17 protein-coding genes are annotated in these 18,689 nt (G+C 71.9%); 5 read left to right on the top strand and 12 right to left on the bottom strand.

From position 1 onward, the window contains the following. Positions 1-146 precede the first annotated feature (146 nt). Entirely contained in the window at positions 147-578 is a 432-nt protein-coding gene (locus ACIGQF_RS38270) for a ribonuclease domain-containing protein (protein ID WP_399720667.1), read from the bottom strand. 171 nt (positions 579-749) lie between these two features. Here ACIGQF_RS38270 and ACIGQF_RS38265 point away from each other — a divergent pair, with 171 nt between their 5' ends. Further along, positions 750-1,379: a helix-turn-helix domain-containing protein gene (locus tag ACIGQF_RS38265; protein ID WP_399720664.1), complete on the top strand. Its 630-nt coding sequence runs from the start codon at positions 750-752 to the stop codon at positions 1,377-1,379. Between the two features lie 41 nt (positions 1,380-1,420). Beyond that, positions 1,421-1,591, top strand: coding sequence for a DUF6126 family protein (locus ACIGQF_RS38260; RefSeq protein ID WP_361568269.1), 171 nt, complete (start codon positions 1,421-1,423; stop codon positions 1,589-1,591). A 9-nt stretch (positions 1,592-1,600) separates the two neighbouring features. Here ACIGQF_RS38260 and ACIGQF_RS38255 read toward each other — a convergent pair whose 3' ends face one another. From ACIGQF_RS38255 to ACIGQF_RS38225, 7 genes are all read right to left on the bottom strand, one after another. Next, a complete protein-coding gene (locus ACIGQF_RS38255) occupies positions 1,601-2,812 on the bottom strand; it encodes an acyltransferase family protein (RefSeq protein ID WP_399720659.1) in 1,212 nt (403 codons plus the stop codon). Next, positions 2,809-5,187 (bottom strand): glycosyltransferase, encoded by a 2,379-nt coding sequence (locus ACIGQF_RS38250; RefSeq protein ID WP_399720656.1) that lies wholly within the window; start codon positions 5,185-5,187, stop codon positions 2,809-2,811. The genes ACIGQF_RS38255 and ACIGQF_RS38250 overlap by 4 nt, the downstream gene beginning before the upstream one ends. A 355-nt stretch (positions 5,188-5,542) precedes the next feature. Further along, positions 5,543-6,727, bottom strand: coding sequence for an aminotransferase class I/II-fold pyridoxal phosphate-dependent enzyme (locus tag ACIGQF_RS38245; protein ID WP_399720652.1), 1,185 nt, complete (start codon positions 6,725-6,727; stop codon positions 5,543-5,545). Next, the gene (locus ACIGQF_RS38240) at positions 6,711-7,451 is read right to left on the bottom strand and encodes an alanyl-tRNA editing protein (protein WP_399720649.1); all 741 of its coding nucleotides are present in this window, start codon (positions 7,449-7,451) and stop codon (positions 6,711-6,713) included. Before ACIGQF_RS38240 ends, ACIGQF_RS38245 begins: the two co-directional genes overlap by 17 nt. After that, a complete protein-coding gene (locus ACIGQF_RS38235; RefSeq protein WP_399720646.1) occupies positions 7,448-8,416 on the bottom strand; it encodes a pyridoxal-phosphate dependent enzyme in 969 nt (322 codons plus the stop codon). Before ACIGQF_RS38235 ends, ACIGQF_RS38240 begins: the two co-directional genes overlap by 4 nt. Beyond that, positions 8,413-9,423, bottom strand: coding sequence for a DMT family transporter (locus ACIGQF_RS38230; protein WP_399720643.1), 1,011 nt, complete (start codon positions 9,421-9,423; stop codon positions 8,413-8,415). The genes ACIGQF_RS38235 and ACIGQF_RS38230 overlap by 4 nt, the downstream gene beginning before the upstream one ends. Further along, the gene (locus ACIGQF_RS38225) at positions 9,420-10,217 is read right to left on the bottom strand and encodes a hypothetical protein (RefSeq protein ID WP_399720640.1); all 798 of its coding nucleotides are present in this window, start codon (positions 10,215-10,217) and stop codon (positions 9,420-9,422) included. Before ACIGQF_RS38225 ends, ACIGQF_RS38230 begins: the two co-directional genes overlap by 4 nt. A 339-nt stretch (positions 10,218-10,556) precedes the next feature. Between ACIGQF_RS38225 and ACIGQF_RS38220 the strand changes: the two genes are divergently transcribed. Beyond that, positions 10,557-11,546, top strand: coding sequence for a LysR substrate-binding domain-containing protein (locus ACIGQF_RS38220; protein WP_399720637.1), 990 nt, complete (start codon positions 10,557-10,559; stop codon positions 11,544-11,546). A gap of 124 nt (positions 11,547-11,670) precedes the next feature. Further along, positions 11,671-12,330 (top strand): transcriptional regulator, encoded by a 660-nt coding sequence (locus tag ACIGQF_RS38215; RefSeq protein WP_399720634.1) that lies wholly within the window; start codon positions 11,671-11,673, stop codon positions 12,328-12,330. Positions 12,331-12,353: 23 nt separating this feature from the next. Here ACIGQF_RS38215 and ACIGQF_RS38210 read toward each other — a convergent pair whose 3' ends face one another. The 4 genes from ACIGQF_RS38210 to ACIGQF_RS38195 form a co-directional block, all read right to left on the bottom strand. Further along, positions 12,354-13,280: a hypothetical protein gene (locus tag ACIGQF_RS38210; protein WP_399720631.1), complete on the bottom strand. Its 927-nt coding sequence runs from the start codon at positions 13,278-13,280 to the stop codon at positions 12,354-12,356. A gap of 151 nt (positions 13,281-13,431) precedes the next feature. Then, a complete protein-coding gene (gene allB, locus ACIGQF_RS38205; RefSeq protein WP_399720628.1) occupies positions 13,432-14,766 on the bottom strand; it encodes an allantoinase AllB in 1,335 nt (444 codons plus the stop codon). A 118-nt stretch (positions 14,767-14,884) separates the two neighbouring features. Continuing rightward, a complete protein-coding gene (locus tag ACIGQF_RS38200; protein WP_399720625.1) occupies positions 14,885-16,432 on the bottom strand; it encodes an NCS1 family nucleobase:cation symporter-1 in 1,548 nt (515 codons plus the stop codon). A 182-nt stretch (positions 16,433-16,614) separates the two neighbouring features. Next, a complete protein-coding gene (locus ACIGQF_RS38195; protein WP_399720622.1) occupies positions 16,615-17,400 on the bottom strand; it encodes an aspartate/glutamate racemase family protein in 786 nt (261 codons plus the stop codon). Positions 17,401-17,762: 362 nt separating this feature from the next. Here ACIGQF_RS38195 and ACIGQF_RS38190 point away from each other — a divergent pair, with 362 nt between their 5' ends. Then, the gene (locus ACIGQF_RS38190; protein WP_361568233.1) at positions 17,763-18,563 is read left to right on the top strand and encodes an IclR family transcriptional regulator; all 801 of its coding nucleotides are present in this window, start codon (positions 17,763-17,765) and stop codon (positions 18,561-18,563) included. Positions 18,564-18,689: the final 126 nt, after the last annotated feature.

Genomic DNA, 18,689 nt, shown 5'->3' with positions numbered 1-18,689 from the left:
CGCGGGGGGGGCGCGCGGGGGCCCGGCCCCCCCCCCGCGGGCCCGGGCCCGGCGGCGCCGGGGCCGCCGGGGGCCTCTTTTATTGCTTCTAAAAACCCGGCGGGGGCGCCCCCCCCCCCCCCCCCGCCGCACTGTTCCCCGGCCGCTCAGCAGCCGCGGTCCACCAGGTCGAAGCTCTCGTAGTGGTCGGCGGTGTAGTAGTCCTCGTCGTTCTTCTCGCCGGTGACGATGCGGCGGGCGCCGCGGTCCGGGGAGCCGGGGGTCTCGACGGTGTACTCGTGGTAATAGCCGCTGGGCTGCTGCGGCAGGACGCCCTCCCGGTTGGAGAAGACGCCGTCGTCCTGCGGATAGGGGTAGGGGCCGCCCTTTTCGATGAGGTCCAGCGTCTCGTGGGCCTCGGCGGGCAGCTTGGAGTAGCAGATGTCGCCGACGGCGGCCGCGTGCACGGGCGCGGCGTGCGCCACGGCCGCGGTGGGGGCGGCGGAGGGCGTGGCGGCGACGGCGGGGCCCGCGAGGAACAGGGCCGAGGCGAGGGCGCCGAGCGCGCCGATCCGGGTGATCCGTGGGGGGATTCTCATGCCGTACAGCATGACGCGCGTAGACATGCCCCTGTCAATGCAAGTGGCGGAAGTTTTCCGGGAGTTCACAGGAGCGGGGCGAACGGTGCAGGTGGCGGTCGGGGGCCGCGACGTTTTTGCCTCCGAGGCAAATCTTTTGCCCCTCGGGCCAGGTCTGGCTATACCAGAGACATGACCGAACCTCTGGACGGCCACGCGTCCGACAGCCCCGCCGAGGAGCTGCCCGCCGTCGCGCCCCGCCTGCGTGACCTGCGACGACGCGCCGGCCTCACGCTGGAGACCGCGGCCGGTCGGGTCGGTCTGTCCCCTGCGCACCTCTCGCGCCTGGAGACCGGGCGCCGGCAGCCGTCGCTGCCGATGCTGCTCTCCCTGGCGCGGACGTACGCCACCACGGTATCCGACCTGCTCGGCGAGACGGCCCCGGAACGCGAGCCGGTGTTCCGGGGCGCCGAGGCCGCGGCCTCGGAGGCCGGCGGCTGGACGTACTGGCCGATGGGCGGCGCCGGGCGGGCCATGCAGGCGCTGCGCGTGTTCGTCCCCCCGCACGACGGCCAGGCCGGCCTGGTGCGGGTGCATCCCGGCGAGGAGTGGCTGTACGTCCTCAAGGGGCGGCTGCGGCTGACCCTCGGCGAGACGGTGCAGCTCCTGGACCCGGGCGACGCCGCGCACTTCGACTCGCTCACCCCGCACCGCATCGCCGCGGCCTCCCCCGGCGGCACGGAGATCCTCTTCGTCCACACCCTCATGCAGAGCGGCACGGCCGGGCTGTGCCTGGGCGACGGTGCCCGCCGCGGGCTGTGACCCGCTCCCCGGCCGTGCCGATCCCAGGAAGGACCACCCTCGTGACCGAGCAGCCCGCCGCCCCGCCGGCGTCCGCCGGGGCCCGTAAGAACGATGTCGAGGACCGGGCCCCGCGCGGACTGACCGTACGCGTCTTCCTCTACGTCGTCGGCACGCACGTCCTGCTGGCGTTCCTGAGCTTCATCGTGGTCATGCTCAGGTCCGCCACCTGAGGCGGCGCGCTACCGGGCCACCACCCCCGCGTAGAAGTCCCGCTGCCGCCCGTTCCCGTCCCTGAGCCGGTACAGCAGGCTCGACGGGTACTCCACGACCCAGTAGCTCGCCGTCGCGAACGGCACCGCCACCAGCAGGACGACCGCCACCGCCGCCCAGAATCCGCCCGGCCGGCCGGGCAGCAGGCCCCACTGGAACAGCTGCAGCATGACCGGCTCGTGCCAGATGAAGAGGCTGTAGCTGACCAGGCCGAGGTGGGTGAGCCAGCGGGCCCGCAGCAGCCCGTGCCAGCGCACCGTGCCGCGTACGTGCAGGACACCGAAGAGCAGCGCGACCCACAGCAGCGAGGCGAGCGGGTGGTAGAAGGTGAACGTGGCGTTCTCCGGCCGGGAGTCCCAGGAGAGCCAGTAGACCCCCGCCACCGCCAGGGCGGCCAGTGCCGTCGCCGGTACGGGCCGCAGCCGGCCCCGCCCGCCGAGCACGGCCATCAGCACGGCGAGGCCCATGCCGGCCGCGAAGCCCCCGAAGCGGGCCTGCGGGCCGAAGTACACCGTCCAGTCGGTGTGCGGGACGCCGTATCCGTACCGCGCGACGGTCACCCACACCACCGGCAGCACGAACAGCAGCAGGCAGCCGCCCGCGCACACCGCGACGCGCGCGCCGCGGCGGCGCAGCGGACGGCAGGCCCGTACGGCGAGCGGCCCCAGCGCGACGAGCACGAGGTAGAAGGCGACCTCCAGGGAGAGCGACCAGGCCGGGCCGAGCGTGTAGAAGATCTGCTCGCGGTCGAAGACGTGGGTGAAGGTGAGGTGCTCCACCAGGTCCCGCCAGTTGCCGGCCAGTTGCGGGTTCCGGGTCGACCAGACGACCAGCACCGCCAGGAAGTACAGCGGCACGATGCGCACCGCGCGCCGGAAGAGGAACAGCCGCCCGGGCCGGGTCGAGCCGCCGTCGATGGCGGCCCGCGCGTACGAGAGCGTGAGCAGGTAGGCGGAGACCACGAAGAAGAAGTCGATGACTTCGAGGGAGAGCAGCGAGGCGAGGTACGGGCTGTCCACCGGCGGATGGGAGCCGTCCCCGTCGTACACGTGGTACTGCTGCCAGACGTGGAAGACGACCGTGCTCAGCGCGGCGATGCCGCGGAAGCCCTGGAGCTCCTTCGCCTTGCTCCGGGCGGCGGCCGACTCCTCGCTGCGCGCACCGATTGCGGTGGCCGTCACGGGCGCTCACCCGCCGCCGCGGCCGGTGCGGCGGCCGTCACCGCGCGCGGGGTGACCCGCCAGCGCCGGTCCCCCAGCGCCTCCTTCATGCAGGCCTGCCGCGCGAGCGTGTTCTTGAAGTGCGTGTAGAAGAACGTCGAGAGGACCGCGTAGCTCCAGAACCAGCCGCGGCGGCGGCGCAGTTCGGGGGCGGCGAGCCGCCAGGCGAACGCCGCCTGCACCAGCCCCGCCGAGAGCGTGACGGCCATCGCCAGCAGGCACACCGGCACGGTCCAGTCCAGCCCGGCCGGGCCGCCGGCCTTCCACACCGAGTACATCAGGATGGGCCACATCTGGAGCGTCAGCCAGGGCTGCACCTCGCGCCAGCCCAGCAGGACCAGCATCCCGGCCTTCTGCCGGGGCGTGAAGGCGGGCGAACGCAGGCTGCGCCACAGGTGGGTGAGCGAGACCTGGAGCCAGCCCTGCGCCCAGCGCGAGCGCTGGTTCCACAGGGGCTTGAGCATGGTCGGCGCGAGCTCGCGGGAGATCAGGGTGCGGTCGACGGTGAAGCGGGCGCCCTCGCCCAGCGCGCGCATCGTGGAGTCGATGTCCTCGGTGAGCATCGAGCCGTGCATGCGGGTACGCGCGAGCAGGTCGGTGCGCCAGAAGCCGTTGGAGCCGCCGAAGACACCGAAGCCGTACAGCCGGGTGCGGCCGGGGTGGCTGACCGCGTAGATCGCCTCGAACTCCACGGCGACCAGCTTCGCCACCCAGGAGCTGTCGCCGTTGCGGACCACGCAGTGGCCCTGGACCACGTCGTAGCCGTGCGAGAGCCAGTGCCAGGCGTGCTGGAAGGCGTTCCGGGCCGGGTGGTGGTCCGCGTCGAAGATCCCGACGAAGTCGCCGCGCACCCGGGTCACCGCCGCGTTGACGTTCTGCGCCTTGGAGGTGGAGCCCGCGACCGGCAGCAGCACCAGCCGGGGGTCGCGCGCGGCCATCTCGCGCAGGGTGTCCTCGATCGGCAGCGGGTGCGGCGTGTTGTACGCGAGCACCACCTCGAAGTCGTTCGGGTAGTCCAGCCGGAGGAAGGACTCCACGGTGTCGACGATGGTGGCCGCCTCGTTGGGGAGGTAAGCGGCGATGATCGCGCCGGCGGGCGGGTAGGGCTCGGCGGGCTCCGCCGGGCGGCGCGGCGCGTCCAGCGAGAACAGGCACTCCACGACGATCAGCGCGGCGGAGACCAGCAGCCCGGCCACCACCACCCAGTACATCACCGAGCCCACGTCCCAGCCCCAGCCGTAGGCCTGCTGGTAGACGAGGAACGGCAGGCCCACGCCCAGCGGCAGGACGATCAGCGAGGAGAGGGCCGTCAGCCGGGCGCGCAGGGCGGCGCCGAAGGGATTGCGGCGACGGTGCGAGGCGCGCATCCAGGGCGCGTACGCCACCGGGCGCAGATCCCGGTGGCTGGTGGACTCCGCGGCCGCCGCGAGCGCCTTCTCGACGGCCTCGTCGGGCCCGGTGCAGTCGGCGAGCGGGACGAAGCCGATGGCCGGGGTGAGCCGGACGTTCTCGTCGGCGACGACGAAGCGGGTGGAGGCGACGGCGTGCGCGAACTTCTCCAGGCCGCGCCGGGCGGTCTCCTCGTCCACGCCGGGCAGCAGCATCAGCAGGTGACCCGCCTCGTCCCAGCCGAACCGGTCGCAGGTGCTGCCGAGCCGCTCGGCGACGCCCGCCAGCCGCTCGGCGACCTCCCGGTGGACGCGGTGGCCCAACCGGTGCTCCAGCGCGCTCATTTCGGCGACGGCGACCATCGCCATGACCCCCGAGGGGCCGGCGCGCCGCCCCGTCCCCGGGCGCTGCAACTCCCGCGCCAGCTCGTCCAGGAAGTGCCGGTGGGAGTAGAGCCCGGTACGCGGGTCCAGCAGCAGCTGCTCGACCGGCACGGGGACGCGGTGCAGCTTCGCCTCGATACGGGCGGCGAGTTCGACCGGGTCGGAGGCGTCGGGGACGCAGTCGTCGGCCCCGTTCCGCAGCAGGTCGGCGACCTCGGCGGGGGCCGGGCCCGCGGTGACCATGACGAGCGGCAGCGCGCGGCCCGCGGGCGCGGCGCGGACTTCGCGGATCACCTCCAGCCCGCTCCGCTCGTCGTTCAGGGCGACCACGGCGTCCGGCGTGGCCTGCCGGACCTGCGTGCTCACCCTGCCGGGTGGCACCTGCCGCACTTCGTGGCCGGTGGCCCGCAGGGTGCTGGTGAGCCGGTCGAGCCGGGGTCCCGGCATGCCGACGACGAGGACCCGGCCGGCGCCGGTCCCCTCCGCGGCCGGGGGTGGGCCGAGTTGCCGGGCCGAGGAGTCGGCGGGCAGGTCGGCCGGGTGGTCGGGGTGCGATATGAGCACCGTGGTGATTCCTTCCTTGCGTGAGGGCGCGCGAAGAACCGGGCCGGGCCGCGACTCGGGCGGCCCGGTCCCGGGCAGCGGGTGGTTGCTCAGCCGGTGTGACCGGCTCTTCGGCGGGACGCACGCGGGCCGGCGCGGTGGGCACCGGCGCGGGAAGGGCGTTCCAGCGGAATACGCATCTGTGTGGTCCCATCCTGTTCGGATCGTGGGGGGAGGACCGGTTGTCCGAGTGGTGCGTGGTGTTCACCGACGCCCGCCGTGGGGACGATCGTCGGCTTCACCAGCCTCACTCGCCACTGTGACACCACACCTACGGACGCGTAACGCGCTGATTAAGGCCCCGTTGGGCGGGCCTTCACAGTGCGGCGCGGATCCGGGTGAACGCCTCGTCCAGGACCGCCGGATGGGCGGCGGCGTTGATCCTGAAGCAGTGCGCGAACCGCTCCCCGCCGAACACACCGCCCGGCAGTACGTGCACGGAGGCGGTGCGCAGCGCCTCGGCGAACCGCTCGGCCTCGCCCGCGCGGGGGAACTCCGCCCAGACCAGGTATGTGGCATCGGGCGCCAACACATCGACTGCCAGCGGTAGTTCGCTCAGTTCGGTGCGGACCTGTGCGACGCGTGCGGCGAGTTCGGCACGGAGGCCCGTCAACCACGGCACTCCGTGCTCGTAGCAGGCGACCGTGGCGAGGGAGCCGAGGCTCCCGGGGCGGCCGAGCAGGCCCTGCGGCATCCCCGTGAGGGTCTCCGCGGTGCGTTCCGAGGCGTAGAGCGTGGCGCTCTTCAGCCCTGCCACGTTGAACGCCTTGGACGCGGAGGTGAATCCGAAGGCCCGCGCCCGGTCGATGCCGGCGTCCGCGTACGCGGAGGGCGGCTGCTGGTCCAGGCCGAGCGGGAGGTGCACCTCGTTGGCGAGGAGCAGCAGGTCGTGCCGGCGCACGAGCGACACCGCCGCCGCCTGCTCGTCCCCGGTCCAGGCCCGTCCCACGGGGTTGTGGGGCTGGCACAGTATCCAGGCACGCGCGCCGGCGGCGGCCGCCGCTTCGAGGGCCGCCCAGTCGTGCCGGTAGCCGTCGGCGCCGCGCGCCAGCGGAACGGCCAGCGGGGTGAGGCCGGCCTCCCGTACGACGGTGAACAGGTCGCCGTACACGGGTGTTTCGACGATGACCGGGGAACGGGGCGGCAGCTCCGACGCCAGCACGGTCCGCAGGCCGGCCAGCACATCCGTGGTGCAGCGGACGGCCGCCACCGCGGCGCCGTGGTGCTCCCGCAGATAGCGGCGGCAGGCCGCCTCCTGCTCCGCGCAGAGCCCGTAGCCCGTCTCCCCCAGCGCCACCGCCCTGGTCAGCGCGTCCCGCAGGAACGCGGGCGTGGCGGTGTCCATCTCGGCCACGCCCAGGCACAGCCGGTCCGGCTCGTCCCCGACCCGCCACTTCAAGGTGCGTCTGCCCCGCAGCACGGCGGGGTCGGCTATGAAGGGCGACCCGTCCGGCGCCGCCCCGATCTCCGTTGCCGCCACGGTCTCACTCGGTCCCGGCACGGTCGAGGTCGATGTAGAGGCGGGTGCCGTGGCGTCCCTTGGTGCGGCGGCGCACCCGGACGGAGCCCTGGATCTCCTTGGGGTGGTGCACATGGGTGCCGCCGCAGGGGATGACGATGTCCCCCGAGCGCCAGACGAACACGTCGTGGGTGTCCGGCAGCGGGGTGACGGTGGCCTCCGGGGAGGTGGCCAGCAATTCCCGTACGCGGGCCTCGATGACGGCCGTCGCCTCGCCGGGGATGGCGGAGTTGAAGTCGAAGCGGGCGGAGTCGTCGCTGATGTGGCAGCCGCGGGTGGAGCGGGTCTCGCCCTGCGCCTCCAGGTACTCGCCGGTGGCGTGGAAGAGGAAGTGGGCAAGCGTGTGCATCTGCATGTTGCGGAAGCGCCGGTCCCAGTCGATCTCCATCGTGACCTCGTCGCCGGCGCTGAGCGCGCACGGCTCGGCGAACTCGTGGCAGAAGACGGACTCGACGGTGGCGACCTCTCCGTTGGGGAGCTGGAAGGGCCGGCCGCCCGCCTTCTGCACGTCCACCACCCGCGCGCCGTCGACCGTGCCCCGGTCGGCCACCTGTCCGCCGGACTCGGCGTAGAAGAGGGACCGGTCGAAGACGGCGTGGTGGCCGCTGACCGACAGGACGGTCGCGGTGGCCGTGGTCGCGTACGGATCGTCGTGGTAGAGCTGCTGCGTGGGCGGACAGGAGCTCCACAGGGCGGCTTGGATCACTTGTTGCTCCCGTGGTTCAAAAGGGTCATACCGTAGAGTTCGCCGCGGTCGGCGAAGAAGGTGAGGATCTCCCCGTCGGTGTCGGGCCCCAGGTCGGCGGCGAGCCGGCGGGCTCCCTCGAAGCAGACGCCGGACGAGCCGCCGACGCTGATCCCGCGCGTGACGAGTTCGCGTACGGCCCGGCAGGCCTCCTCGTCGCTGACGCGGTGGACGCCGGCCACCCGTCTTCGGGCGGCGTCGATGACCGCGGGTATGCGGTTCTGGTTGCCCGTACCGCGCAGGATGGTGGGCCCGGGCTCGCCGCCGAAGGTGATCGAGCCGACCCGGTCGGCGACGTACGAGGGGATGCCCTTGTCACTGAGCATCCGCGACAGGGCGGAGAAGTGCCCGCCGCTGCCCACGCAGAAGATGCCGGCGGTGATCCGGGAGAAGTCCAGGGTGCCGGCCAGGTGGGGCACCACCCATCGGGCGTAGACCTCCGGGTTGAGCGGACTGTCGTTCTGGTTGGTCCAGTAGAACTCCGGGTGTTCGGCGCGCAGCGCCTGGAGGAGGTCGTCCCGGGCCTGCTGGAAGCCGAGCACCGGGTGCGGCGCCTCGACGAGGTGCAGGGTGGCCCCGGCCAGCTCCGTCTTCACCCGGGTGACGTCGGGGATGCCGGGGTCGGACACCAGGTGGACGGGGTGGCCCAGGAGCCGTCCCGCGGCGGCCAGGCCGAGGCCCAGCGAGCCGGAGGTGGACTCGATGACCGGCTGGCCCTCGGCCAGCAGGCCGCGCTCCCGTGCCAGGAGCAGCAGACCGAGCCCGAGGATGGACTTGAAGCTGGTCTCGGTGGTCGGGCTGCCGTGGATGGCGCGCAGGCGTAACCGGCCCGCCAGCACCCCGCAGTCGATGGTGGTGAGCCGGCCCAGCTCCTCGATGACCTCGTACGGGTCTCTTCGCAGCGCGAGGGGGTTGGCGGTGTTCACTTCGAGCCCTCCAGGAGGTTCTTCGCCCAGTAGATGGAGATCAGCAGGAGGACGACCCCGCCGATCTGCACCAGGCTCAGACGCTGATCGAACAGGAAGAATCCGTAGACGGCGGCGGCGACGGGCTGCAGGAGCACGAAGAGGGCGGCCAGTTGCAGCGGCAGGAACTTCACCGCGTGCGCCATGAGGGTCTGACCGAACACCTGCGAGGTGATCGCCAGGCCGATGAGGAGCAGCCACCCCTGCGCGCTGGTGGGCCAGATCTGCTCGCCGAGGAAGCCGGCGACGGCGAAGCACGCCACCGCGCAGACCAGGCTGAGGGTGGCCATGATGCGGGTGGCCTCGTGGCGGTCGCGCAGGCCCTTGGCCACCACCAGGAACAGGGCGTAGAACACCGCCGTGGCCAGGGCGAGGAGGTCGCCGCGCAGGTGCGTGGGGTCCAGGCCGGTGCCGAGGATGACCAGGACGTACAGGCCGCCGAGGGCGAGCACCGCGGGGAGGACGAGCTTCCAGGGCAACCGGTCGCCCCAGAGGAAGAAGGCGAGCGGCGCGATGATGAACGGCACCAGGTTGGCCAGGAGGTTCGCCTCCGCCAGCGAGGTGTAGAGGAAGGATATGTTCCACAGGCACAGGTCGCCCGCGAGGAACAGTCCGCCCAGCGCGATGAGCGCCCGGTCCCGGCCGGTCATGCGGGTGCCCCGCCGGGCGCCCGCGGTCTTCTCCCCCGCCGCCGGACGTGCCTCCGGCGAACGGCGCGCCATGGCCACGGAGACCGCGAGCAGCATCGGCGTGGCGAACAGCGAGCGGTACGCGCCGGTGGCGACGGGGCCGACCTCGCTGACCCTGACGAACACCCCGCCCAGGGCAAGGCAGCACACGGCGATCAGGACCATGCCCTGGTAGCGGGCCCGGCCGCCCTTCCGGGAGGTGGGGGGCGCGCCGGGCGCGGGGCGGCCGGTCTCGACCGTCTGCCGGTCGTGGTCGGGGGTGGTGGTCGCGCCGCTCATGGACGCCTCGCCTCCTTGAGGGTGAACGTGGAACCGGTGTAACCGCGGGCGTCCAGCGCGGCGCGGCATCCCGCGACCCGCTCGTCGTGGCCGGACTGGTACCGGGAGAAGATCAGGCCGGCCAGCGTGCCGCTGTGCGCGACACAGATGCCGTGCGCGCCGAAGTCCCGCTGGAGTGCGGTCAGATCGCTCAGCGACTTCTTGGGGAGCCGGTCGTTGTGCAGCTCCGCGCTGCGGGTGGCGATCCGCGCGGCCGCCGGTCCGTCGTCCGCGCGCAGCGCCGCGTCCAGCTCGTCGAAGAGCTGCGCGTAGACCTCGGCCTTGCCCGGGTCCTCGGGGACTTCGCGGTGGAAGTCCTCGGTGTGCACGTAACCGCCCTCGTCCACACCGACGATGGTCCAGCGCAGGTCGGTGTGGTACGCGGCAATCAGCCGCTGGGAGCGCTGGGCGCACGCTGCTATGCCGGGGTGCAACAGGTAGTCGCCGTACTCCAGTCGGCGCGCGACGGACAGCGCGAGCGCGTGCGCGGCGGCCTCCGGGATGTCGGGGCAGGCCTCGGACACGCACAGGAGCGCGCTGGCCAGTATGTCGCTGGTGGAGCTGGCGTGCCCTTTCGCCACCGGGATATTGGAGTCGATCTCCAGAACACCGCCGTGGCCGCGCTGCCGCAGATCGGCGAGGAGCGAGGTATAGGCATGCAGTGCCTTGACCCGGTCGGCGGGTCTGACGGTGAGCGGAGCCGCCTCGGATCGATTTTCCTGTCTGATGCGGGCCTGACAGCGGAGTTCTTCCACTGGGGCCGTGAAAAGGAAATGCTCGTATCCGGCCGCTCCGCGCGTATAGCCCTGAAGCAATTCCCCGAAGGTGCCGTGGACTGTACGAGCAATCTTGGTCCGCATGGCAGGAAGTTGTACTCGAAATCCGGGCGCCACGGCAATCCAACAATTGCTTTGCCAAGCCAGAAAGAACCCTTTGGGGTCCCTGAATGTCGCATATATACGGCTTATTATGACCGGCGTTGATATGGTGTGCCCGTTTTTGCGCCGGGCGCCCCGCTCACCACCCCGTCGAGCGGAAGGCGGGAATCCGCACCCGACCTTGCCCTACCAGGCTCAACTCCTTACTGTGCGCCTATGCTTGAGCCACGCCAACTCCGCGTCCTGCGCGCCGTCGCACAGACCGGATCGTTCGCGGCGGCCGCGCGCGCTCTGGACTGCACCCAGCCGGCCGTGCGCCGGCAGATAGCGGCACTGGAGAATTCCGCACGGACGCCGCTCGTCGTACGCAATCCGAACACCGGCAGCGCCGGAAATACCGGAAAAGAAATCCGGCTCACCGAGGCCGGAGAAATCCTGAACGGCTATGCCGGGCGTATTCTCACCCGGCTGCACGCCGCCGAGGAGGAGATGGCGTACATCAAGGGCACACGCCTCGGCCGGGTCCGGCTCGCGTCCTTCCTCAGCGGCATGTCGGCGCTGGTGCCGACGGCGCTGGCGGGACTGCGCGCCGGCCACCCGGACACCGACGTGACCTTCGCCGAGGCCGCGCCGCCGCGCGCCGTGGAGATGCTGCGCGGCGGCGACTGCGACATCGCGCTCGCCTTCCGGTACCCGAAGCTCGCCGGGGCCGGCCCGGGCGCCGACGACTGGGCCGGCCTGGTCACCCGCCTCCTGCTGACCGACCGGCTGCTCGTCGCCGTCCCTCCGGGGCACCGCCTCGCCGAGGCCGCGGACTCCGGGGAGATCACCCTCGCGGAGCTGGCCGACGAGCCATGGATAGCGGGCTGCACACAGTGCCACAGCCACCTCGCGGACCTCTGCGCGGCCGAAGGGTTCGCCCCGCGCATCGACATGGTGACCGACGACCACCTGACCGCGATCGCCCTGGTCCGCGCGGGGCTGGGCGTGGCCGTCCTCCCGGAGATCGCCCTCACGGCCGAGACCGGCGCCGTCCGGCTGCTCCGGCTCGTACCGGCGGTGCACCGCGAGATCGTCGCGCTGACGCTGCCGGAGTACGAAGCGCTGCCGGCCGTCCGGGCCCTGCTCGCGCAACTGACCACCGCCGCCGACGCGCAGGCCGCCGGCCTCCCGACGCTTTCCACCGCGCCGCAGCGGGGCCGCTGAGCCGGCCGGGACTCCACCCGCGCGGGTGGCCGGTCCGTGTCTTCGCCCCTCCGGCGGGCGCCGGCGCCACACTGGAGGGAACCACGCGGGGCGCCGCCCCGCCCGCCGTCCGAGGAGGCCGCCCATGGCCGGATCCGCGTCCGACGTCCTCGACTCCGCCGTACGGGACCTGGCCCCCGGGCCCGGCGCCAACACCCTCGTCCCGGCCATCGCCGCGGGCGAGGCCCCGCGCGAGGTCTTCGCCACGCTCGCCCTGGAACAGCACCACGTCATCACCTCGGACCGGCGCAGCTTCCGCCATCTCGCCGGGCGGGCCGCGGCCGAGCCGCCGGTCGCCGCGTTCTTCACCTTCCTCGCCGACGGCGAGCGCGTCGCGCTGGAGCACGTCCGCACGCTCGCGACCGCCTGCGGCCTGACGGAGCGGGAGACCGCGGAGTACGAGCCGCGGCCCGGCTGCCAGGCGTACCCGGCGTACGCGGCCTGGCTCGCCCTCGGCGCCGAACCGGCCGACGCGGTACTGGCCTTCGCCGCCAACTTCACCGCCTGGGGCGGCTACTGCCGCGCCGTCGGCCAGGCCATGCGCCACCGCTACGGCTTCACCGACGAGGCCTGCGCCTTCTTCGACTTCTTCGCCGCCCCCGCCCCGGAACTCACCGACCGCACCCTGACCGCCCTCCAGCACGCCCTGGACGCGGCCACCCTGGACCACACCCGCGCCCTCCGCTACGGCCGCCTCCTCCAGGCCTACGAACTCATGTTCTGGGAGGGACTGGGGAAGGGGTGAGCCTCGCCGGGGCGGGCCGCTCCTCACGCCAGCCAGTGCCTGCCGTAGAGCGTCCTGGCCTCGCCGAGGTTCTCGGCGACGTTCCGTGCCACATCCTCTGGCCGAGGGCTGTACGCATGCCCGCCCTCGGACCACAGCAGCAGCACGAGGGCGTAGGTGGCGAGGAAGAGGTAGTGCGGGTGCGTGTAGGTCTTCAGGCTCGCCGCGCTGCTGTAGAACGGCGAGAAGGATTCACCGTGGTACCGCTCGTTCCTGGCGGTGTAGAGCAGGCCGCCGAGGAGTATCCGCAGCCGGGCCGTGGCACTCAGCCGCACCTCCTCCGTCCCGATGCGCAGCAGTTCGCCGGCCAGCGCGCGGCGCAGGAGCATCGCGCCCCGGCGGGCGGCGTCCAGCTCCTCGCCCTGCGCCGCCCCGCCCTCCATGAGATCCAGAAGCCTCTCGATCGCGGTGCCGTCCGCGCCGCCCGCCAACCGCAGCCCGACGCCTCTGCCCTTCGCGGCCCTTCGTTCCCGGACGATCCTCTTGAAGAGGTATTCGCACGTCTGGCTGGGCAGCGCGGCGGCCACGGTCTCGAACGTCCCCGCGTCCAGGGCCACATGGTCGCTCACGTACCGCAGCGAGTCCGTGATGTTGCGGGGCTTCCCCGTCCGGGCCACCACCGTCAGGCCGACGGTCGACTCCCACACCTTCCACACCGAGTCGAAGGCGAGGTCGGGCCGGGCGGGCAGCGCGTCGTACGCCTCCAGCAGATAGGAGATCTGCGTGTGGTAGCAGATGTCGTCCGAGTGGGCGAGGGCGAGCGGGACGAAGAGCCGGGAGCCGGTGCGGGCGACCCGCTCCCTGAACTGCTGCTCGATGGGGAGGGTGCGGCGCTCCGCCAGCACTCCCGTACGGCTCCACTCCTCGATGATGTGCAGTCTCTCGCGCCGGTGATGCGTCCTGTCGCCCATTGACCGTCCCCCGTGACCGTTTTCCGACCGCTTCGTGGAGTTCATCATGCGTCATGACGGCGCGACACGGACGGGACAAGAGCGGAAGAGCCGCTCCCCCCCGTGCGGGGAACGGCTCTTCGCTGCGGTATGCCCGACGACCGGGTGTGCCCTACGGCCGTACGAGCAGCTCGCCCGCCGGGGCCGTCAGGTCGCCGGCGTCGTTGATCTTCTGGCCGCGGAGCCAGGTGGAGCGGACCACGCCGTGCAGGGTCTTGCCGGCGTAGGCCGTGATCTTGTTGCGGTGCTGGAGGTCGGCCGGGTCGACCGTGAAGGTCGCCTCCGGGTCCAGGACCGCGAAGTCGGCGTCACGGCCAGGGGCGATGGCGCCCTTGCGGTCCAGGCCGACCAGCGCTGCGGGGGCCGCCGCCATCCAGCGGACCACGTCCTCCAGCGAGTGGCCGCGGGCGCGCGCCGCCGTCCAGATCGCCGGCAGGCCGAGCTGGAGGGAGGAGATGCCGCCCCAGGCGTTGCCGAAGTCCGGCGTCTTCAGGTCGGTGGTGGACGGCGAGTGGTCGGAGACGATGCAGTCGATCGTGCCGTCGGCCAGCCCCTGCCACAGCGCGTCCTGGTTCGCGGACTCACGGATCGGCGGGCAGCACTTGAACTCCGTCGCGCCGTCCGGGATCTCCTCGGCGGTCAGGGTGAGGAAGTGCGGGCAGGTCTCGACCGTGACCTTGACGCCCTCCGCCTTCGCGGCCGCGATCAGCGGCAGCGCGTCGGAGGAGGAGAGGTGCAGGACGTGGACGCGCGCGTCGAGACGCTTGGCCAGCGCGATCAGGCCGGCGATCGCCTCGTCCTCCGAGACGCGGGGGCGGGAGGCGAGGAAGTCGGCGTACTTCGGACCACTGACCGGCGGCGCGCTCTCCAGGTGGCCCGGGTCCTCCGCATGCACGATGAGCAGGCCGCCGAAGCCGGCGATCTCGCCCAGGGCCGCGGCCAGTTGCTCCTGGTCGAGCTGCGGGAACTCGTCCACGCCGGAGGGCGAGAGGAAGCACTTGAAGCCGAAGACGCCGGCGTCGTACAGCGGCCGCAGGTCCTTGACGTTGCCCGGGATCGCGCCGCCCCAGAAGCCGACGTCGATGTGCGCCTTGGACCGGGCGACCTCGCGCTTGATGTCGAGGTTCTCGGCCGTGGTGGTCGGCGGGAGGCTGTTGAGCGGCATGTCCACGAGCGTGGTGATGCCGCCGGCCGCGGCCGCGCGGGTGGCGGTCCAGAAGCCCTCCCACTCCGTACGGCCGGGGTCGTTGACGTGCACGTGGGTGTCGACGAGCCCGGGGAGGAGGACGTCGTCGCCGAAGTCCTCGACCCGCGCCCCGGCGGGGGCCTCGGCGTCGTGCGGCAGCACCTCGACGATACGGCCGTCCTTGACGGCGACGGACGCGGCCCGCGTCCCCTCAGGTGTGATGACTCGCGTGGAGCGCAGCACCAGCTCTGCGTCGGACACCCGTTCCCCTTCCTTGTTGCGTCACACCCGCAGCACGCTTCCGCACTGCGGAATTCAACTTTCTGTTGAAGAGTTTTCATGTCGGGCAGCGGCCCGTCAAGACCCCTCTTCGCGGCCCTCAGGCCCCCTCGGCGGCTTTGACCCGCATCTGCTCCGAGTCCTGCTCCAAGCCCTGCTCCGGGTTCTCGACAGCAGCCCTGACCTGCGAAGGGATGATCTCGTCCGGAAGCTCGCCGGTCGTACGGGCGCGCCGTGAGACGAGGAAGTACAGCGCCCCCGCGACGCTCATGCCGAACACCCAGGAGAACGGCGCGAGGACGTCGAAGGCGGGTACCAGAGCGATCACCGCGGAGACCACGGCGGACGGCACGAAAGCGAGCACGGCCTTCGGGTTGTAGCCCTTGCGGTAGTGGTACTCGCCCGCCGCGTCGGCCGCGAACAGCGCGTCCACGTCGATCCGGCCGCGGCGGATGAAGTAGTAGTCGACGAGCAGGATGGCCACCAGCGGACCGAGGAACGCGCCGAGAGCCCCGAGGAAGTACTGGATCACCAGCGCCGAGGAGTACAGCTTCCAGGGCATGACGACGATCGCGAGCACCGCGGTGATCATGCCGCCGCGCTTGAAGTTCAGGTACTTCGGCGCGAGGTTGGCGAAGTCGTACGCGGGCGAGACGAAGTTGGCGACGACGTTGATGCCGATGGTGGCGACGATGAAGGAGATCGCGCCGACCACCGTCACGACCGGGTTGTCGATCTTCTGGATGACCTTCACCGGGTCGTAGATCGCCTCACCGAACACGGAGATCGTGCCGGCCGTGACCAGCACGGCGACGACCGCGAAAGCGGTGAAATTCACCGGCAGCCCGATGAGGTTGCCGCGCCGGTAGGCCCGGTGATCAGGGGTGAAGCGCGCGAAGTCGGCGTAGTTGAGCACGAGCGTGAGGAACGTGGCGACCGTCAGGCTGACCGCGATCAGGCTCTGGCGGGCCTGCTCGCCACCGCTCAGCCCGGTGAGGCTGTCGGTGAGCGAGATGTCGCCGCCCGCCTTGACGACGAGATGGACGGCGAGCGCGAGGACGACCAGCCAGACCACCGGCCCGGTCGCGAAGTCCTGCACCTTGCGGATGAACTCCATGCCGCGGGTCAGCAGCACCGCCTGGAGCCCCCACATGACCATGAAGGAGATCCAGCCGAGGGTGGAGAGCCCGAGGACGGAATTGTGGTGGTACTGGTCCAGGCCGGGCGCGACCTGGAGCACGAGCAGCACGACGGCCGTGGAGGCGAGCCAGGTCTGGATGCCGTACCAGGCGACCGCCATCACGGCCCGCAGGAGCGCCGGGATGTTCGCGCCGTAGACGCCCCAGCTGGCGCGGGCGAGCACGGGATACGGGACGCCGGTGCGGTGGCCTGCGTGTCCCATGCGGTTCATCAGCCAGTACACGATCGTGATGCCGGCCAGCAGCGCGAGGAAGACCTCCCAGGCCGGCAGGCCCAGCACGAAGAGGCTGGAGGCGAAGGCGTAGTTGCTGATCGCGTGGGTGTCGGACATCCACAGCGCGAAGACGCTGTAGGTGCCCCATTTGCGTTCCGGGGCCGGAGCCAGGTCCTCGTTGTAGAGGCGGGGGTCCGGTTGCAGCGGGGGTGGTGCAGATGGTGCCGGTGCCACGTGATCCTCCCGGGCGGATGGGAACGGAACCTCAACTGCTGTGGTGTGTTGTGCGGTGCGTGCGGGCCTTGCGGGCTTGGTGGTCCTTGGCGGGCTTCGTGACCCTTACGGCCCCTGCGGGCCTTGCGATCCCTGCACGCAAAGACATCAGATGCCTGATGTCTAGAGATAGACCTCAGACGTCAGATGCCTGATGTCTGTGAGGAAAATTCGGCGTTACGCGGGGACGAGGCGGCCGAAAGGGACAGATGGGCACTCAGCGGCCAGGAGCCGATCCGCTTGGGGCGCGGCGCGGCGAAGCTCCGTACGGCACTGGTCGCGAGCCCCAGCCCGGCCACCGCCTCGGCGAACTTCACGGCGGCGGCGACGCCGTCCACGACCGGCACGCCCAGCTCGGCGGAGACCCGCTCCTGGAGCCCGGCCATGCCGCCGCAGCCCAGGCAGATCACCTCGGCGCCGTCGCGTACGACCTCGCGGGCCGTCTCGATGATGATCCGGGTGGTCCGGTCCGCGTCCTCCTCCAGCTCCAGGACGCCGAGGCCGGTGCCCCGGACGCCGGCGCAGCGCTGGAGCAGCCCGGCGGTCAGCAGCCGGTCGCGGATCTGCGGCACGGCGCGGTCCAGGGTGGTGACGACGCCGTAGGAGTGGCCGAGCATCATCGCCATCTGGGCGGCGCTCTCGGTGATGTCCAGGACGGGCACGTCCAGCAGCTCCTGGGCGCCTTCCCGGCCCGGCTCCCCGAACCCGGCCATGACCAGGGCGTCGTAGGAGAAGTCCAGGGTGGTGAGGCGGTCCAGGACGGCCGCGGCGCTGAGGTAGCCCTCGAAGTGCCCCTCGATCGACTCCGGGCCCCAGAGCGGCTCGGTGGCGATGATCTCGGTGCCGGGGGACGCGACGGCGGTGGCGGTGGCGCGGATCGACGCGGTCATGGAGGCCGTGGTGTTCGGGTTCATGACGAGAATGCGCATGACACTCCAGGAAGCCGGAGGCTCCAACACGGGAAGCGGTACGGGAGGCCCGGTACGGCCGGCCGGACGGGGCGGCGGCAGCGGACGGCCCGGCGCTTCGGTGAATTGGAGGATTCCACAGAATGGGCAGTAGCTTTCGAGTTGCAGAACGTAGCTTCGCCCACTAGGACCGTCAAGGGATCCTGGCGAGTAACCCAGGTCGCACCCCCGGCCGGTCACGAAACGGGGGCTGACCGGCAGGAACGACTGTGCGATAGACAGTGTGTCGACAGGAGGGGAACGGTAGGCTGCTCCCGGTCGGACGCGGAATCCCCCTCTGCACGCGCCGGGCCCGACACCACCTGATCCGAAAGGAACGCGACGTGCCGCCGTCCAGCGCCAGCCCTTCCGACGCAGCCAAGCCCGCAGCCGCGAGCGGGGGCGTCCAGTCCCTCGAGCGCGCCTTCGACCTGCTGGAACGGATGGCAGATGCCGGCGGTGAGGTCGGCCTCAGCGAGCTGTCGGCCAGCAGCGGGCTGCCGCTGCCCACCATTCACCGCCTGATGCGCACGCTGGTGGCCTGCGGCTACGTCCGGCAGCAGCCCAACCGCCGGTACGCGCTCGGCCCCCGCCTGATCCGCCTCGGCGAGAGCGCCTCGCGGCTGCTGGGCACCTGGGCCCGCCCGTACCTGGCCCGTCTGGTCGAGGAGACCGGTGAGACGGCGAACATGGCGCTGCTGGACGGCGACGAGATCGTGTACGTCGCCCAGGTGCCGTCCCGGCACGCGGTACGCATGTTCACCGAGGTCGGCCGGCGGGTGCTGCCGCACACCACGGGCGTGGGCAAGGCGCTGCTCGCGAACCACGCGCCGGAGGAGGTCCGCGCGCTGCTCGGACGGACCGGCATGCCGGCCTCGACCGAGAAGACGATCACCGAGCCGGACGCCTTCCTGAGCGCCCTCGAAGAGGTGCGCGGGCAGGGCTTCGCCGTGGACGACAACGAGCAGGAGATCGGCGTCCGCTGCATCGCCGTACCGGTCCCGGACTCGCCCACCGCGGCGGCCATCTCGATCTCCGGCCCGACCGGCCGGGTCACCGAGGCCGCCACGGACAAGATCGTGCCGGTCCTCCAGGAGGTCGCCCGCGAGCTGTCGGTGGCACTGGCGAACCAGACGCCGGCGTAGCGGAGCGAGAGCGGGAGCGGCCGCTCGCCGCGGATGTACGAGCGCGGACGTACGAAGCGGGGCGCGGGGCCTGATGCCCCGCGCCCCGCTTCGCATGTGGTCTCCAGGAGGGCCGTGAGCTCCGCG

The organism is Streptomyces sp. NPDC053560 (assembly GCF_044544605.1).
Lineage (GTDB): Bacteria > Actinomycetota > Actinomycetes > Streptomycetales > Streptomycetaceae > Streptomyces.
Note: the sequence above shows the minus strand (reverse complement) of the source record. Positions and strands in the feature narration are given on the sequence as shown.

Coding starts and splice junctions, on each gene's coding strand:
- ACIGQF_RS38220 (WP_399720637.1), top strand. CDS start 10,557: ATGCTTGAGCCACGCCAACTCCGCGTCCTGCGCGCCGTCGCACAGACC.
- ACIGQF_RS38195 (WP_399720622.1), bottom strand. CDS start 17,400: ATGCGCATTCTCGTCATGAACCCGAACACCACGGCCTCCATGACCGCG.
- ACIGQF_RS38215 (WP_399720634.1), top strand. CDS start 11,671: ATGGCCGGATCCGCGTCCGACGTCCTCGACTCCGCCGTACGGGACCTG.
- ACIGQF_RS38210 (WP_399720631.1), bottom strand. CDS start 13,280: ATGGGCGACAGGACGCATCACCGGCGCGAGAGACTGCACATCATCGAG.
- ACIGQF_RS38230 (WP_399720643.1), bottom strand. CDS start 9,423: ATGAGCGGCGCGACCACCACCCCCGACCACGACCGGCAGACGGTCGAG.
- ACIGQF_RS38265 (WP_399720664.1), top strand. CDS start 750: ATGACCGAACCTCTGGACGGCCACGCGTCCGACAGCCCCGCCGAGGAG.
- ACIGQF_RS38270 (WP_399720667.1), bottom strand. CDS start 578: ATGAGAATCCCCCCACGGATCACCCGGATCGGCGCGCTCGGCGCCCTC.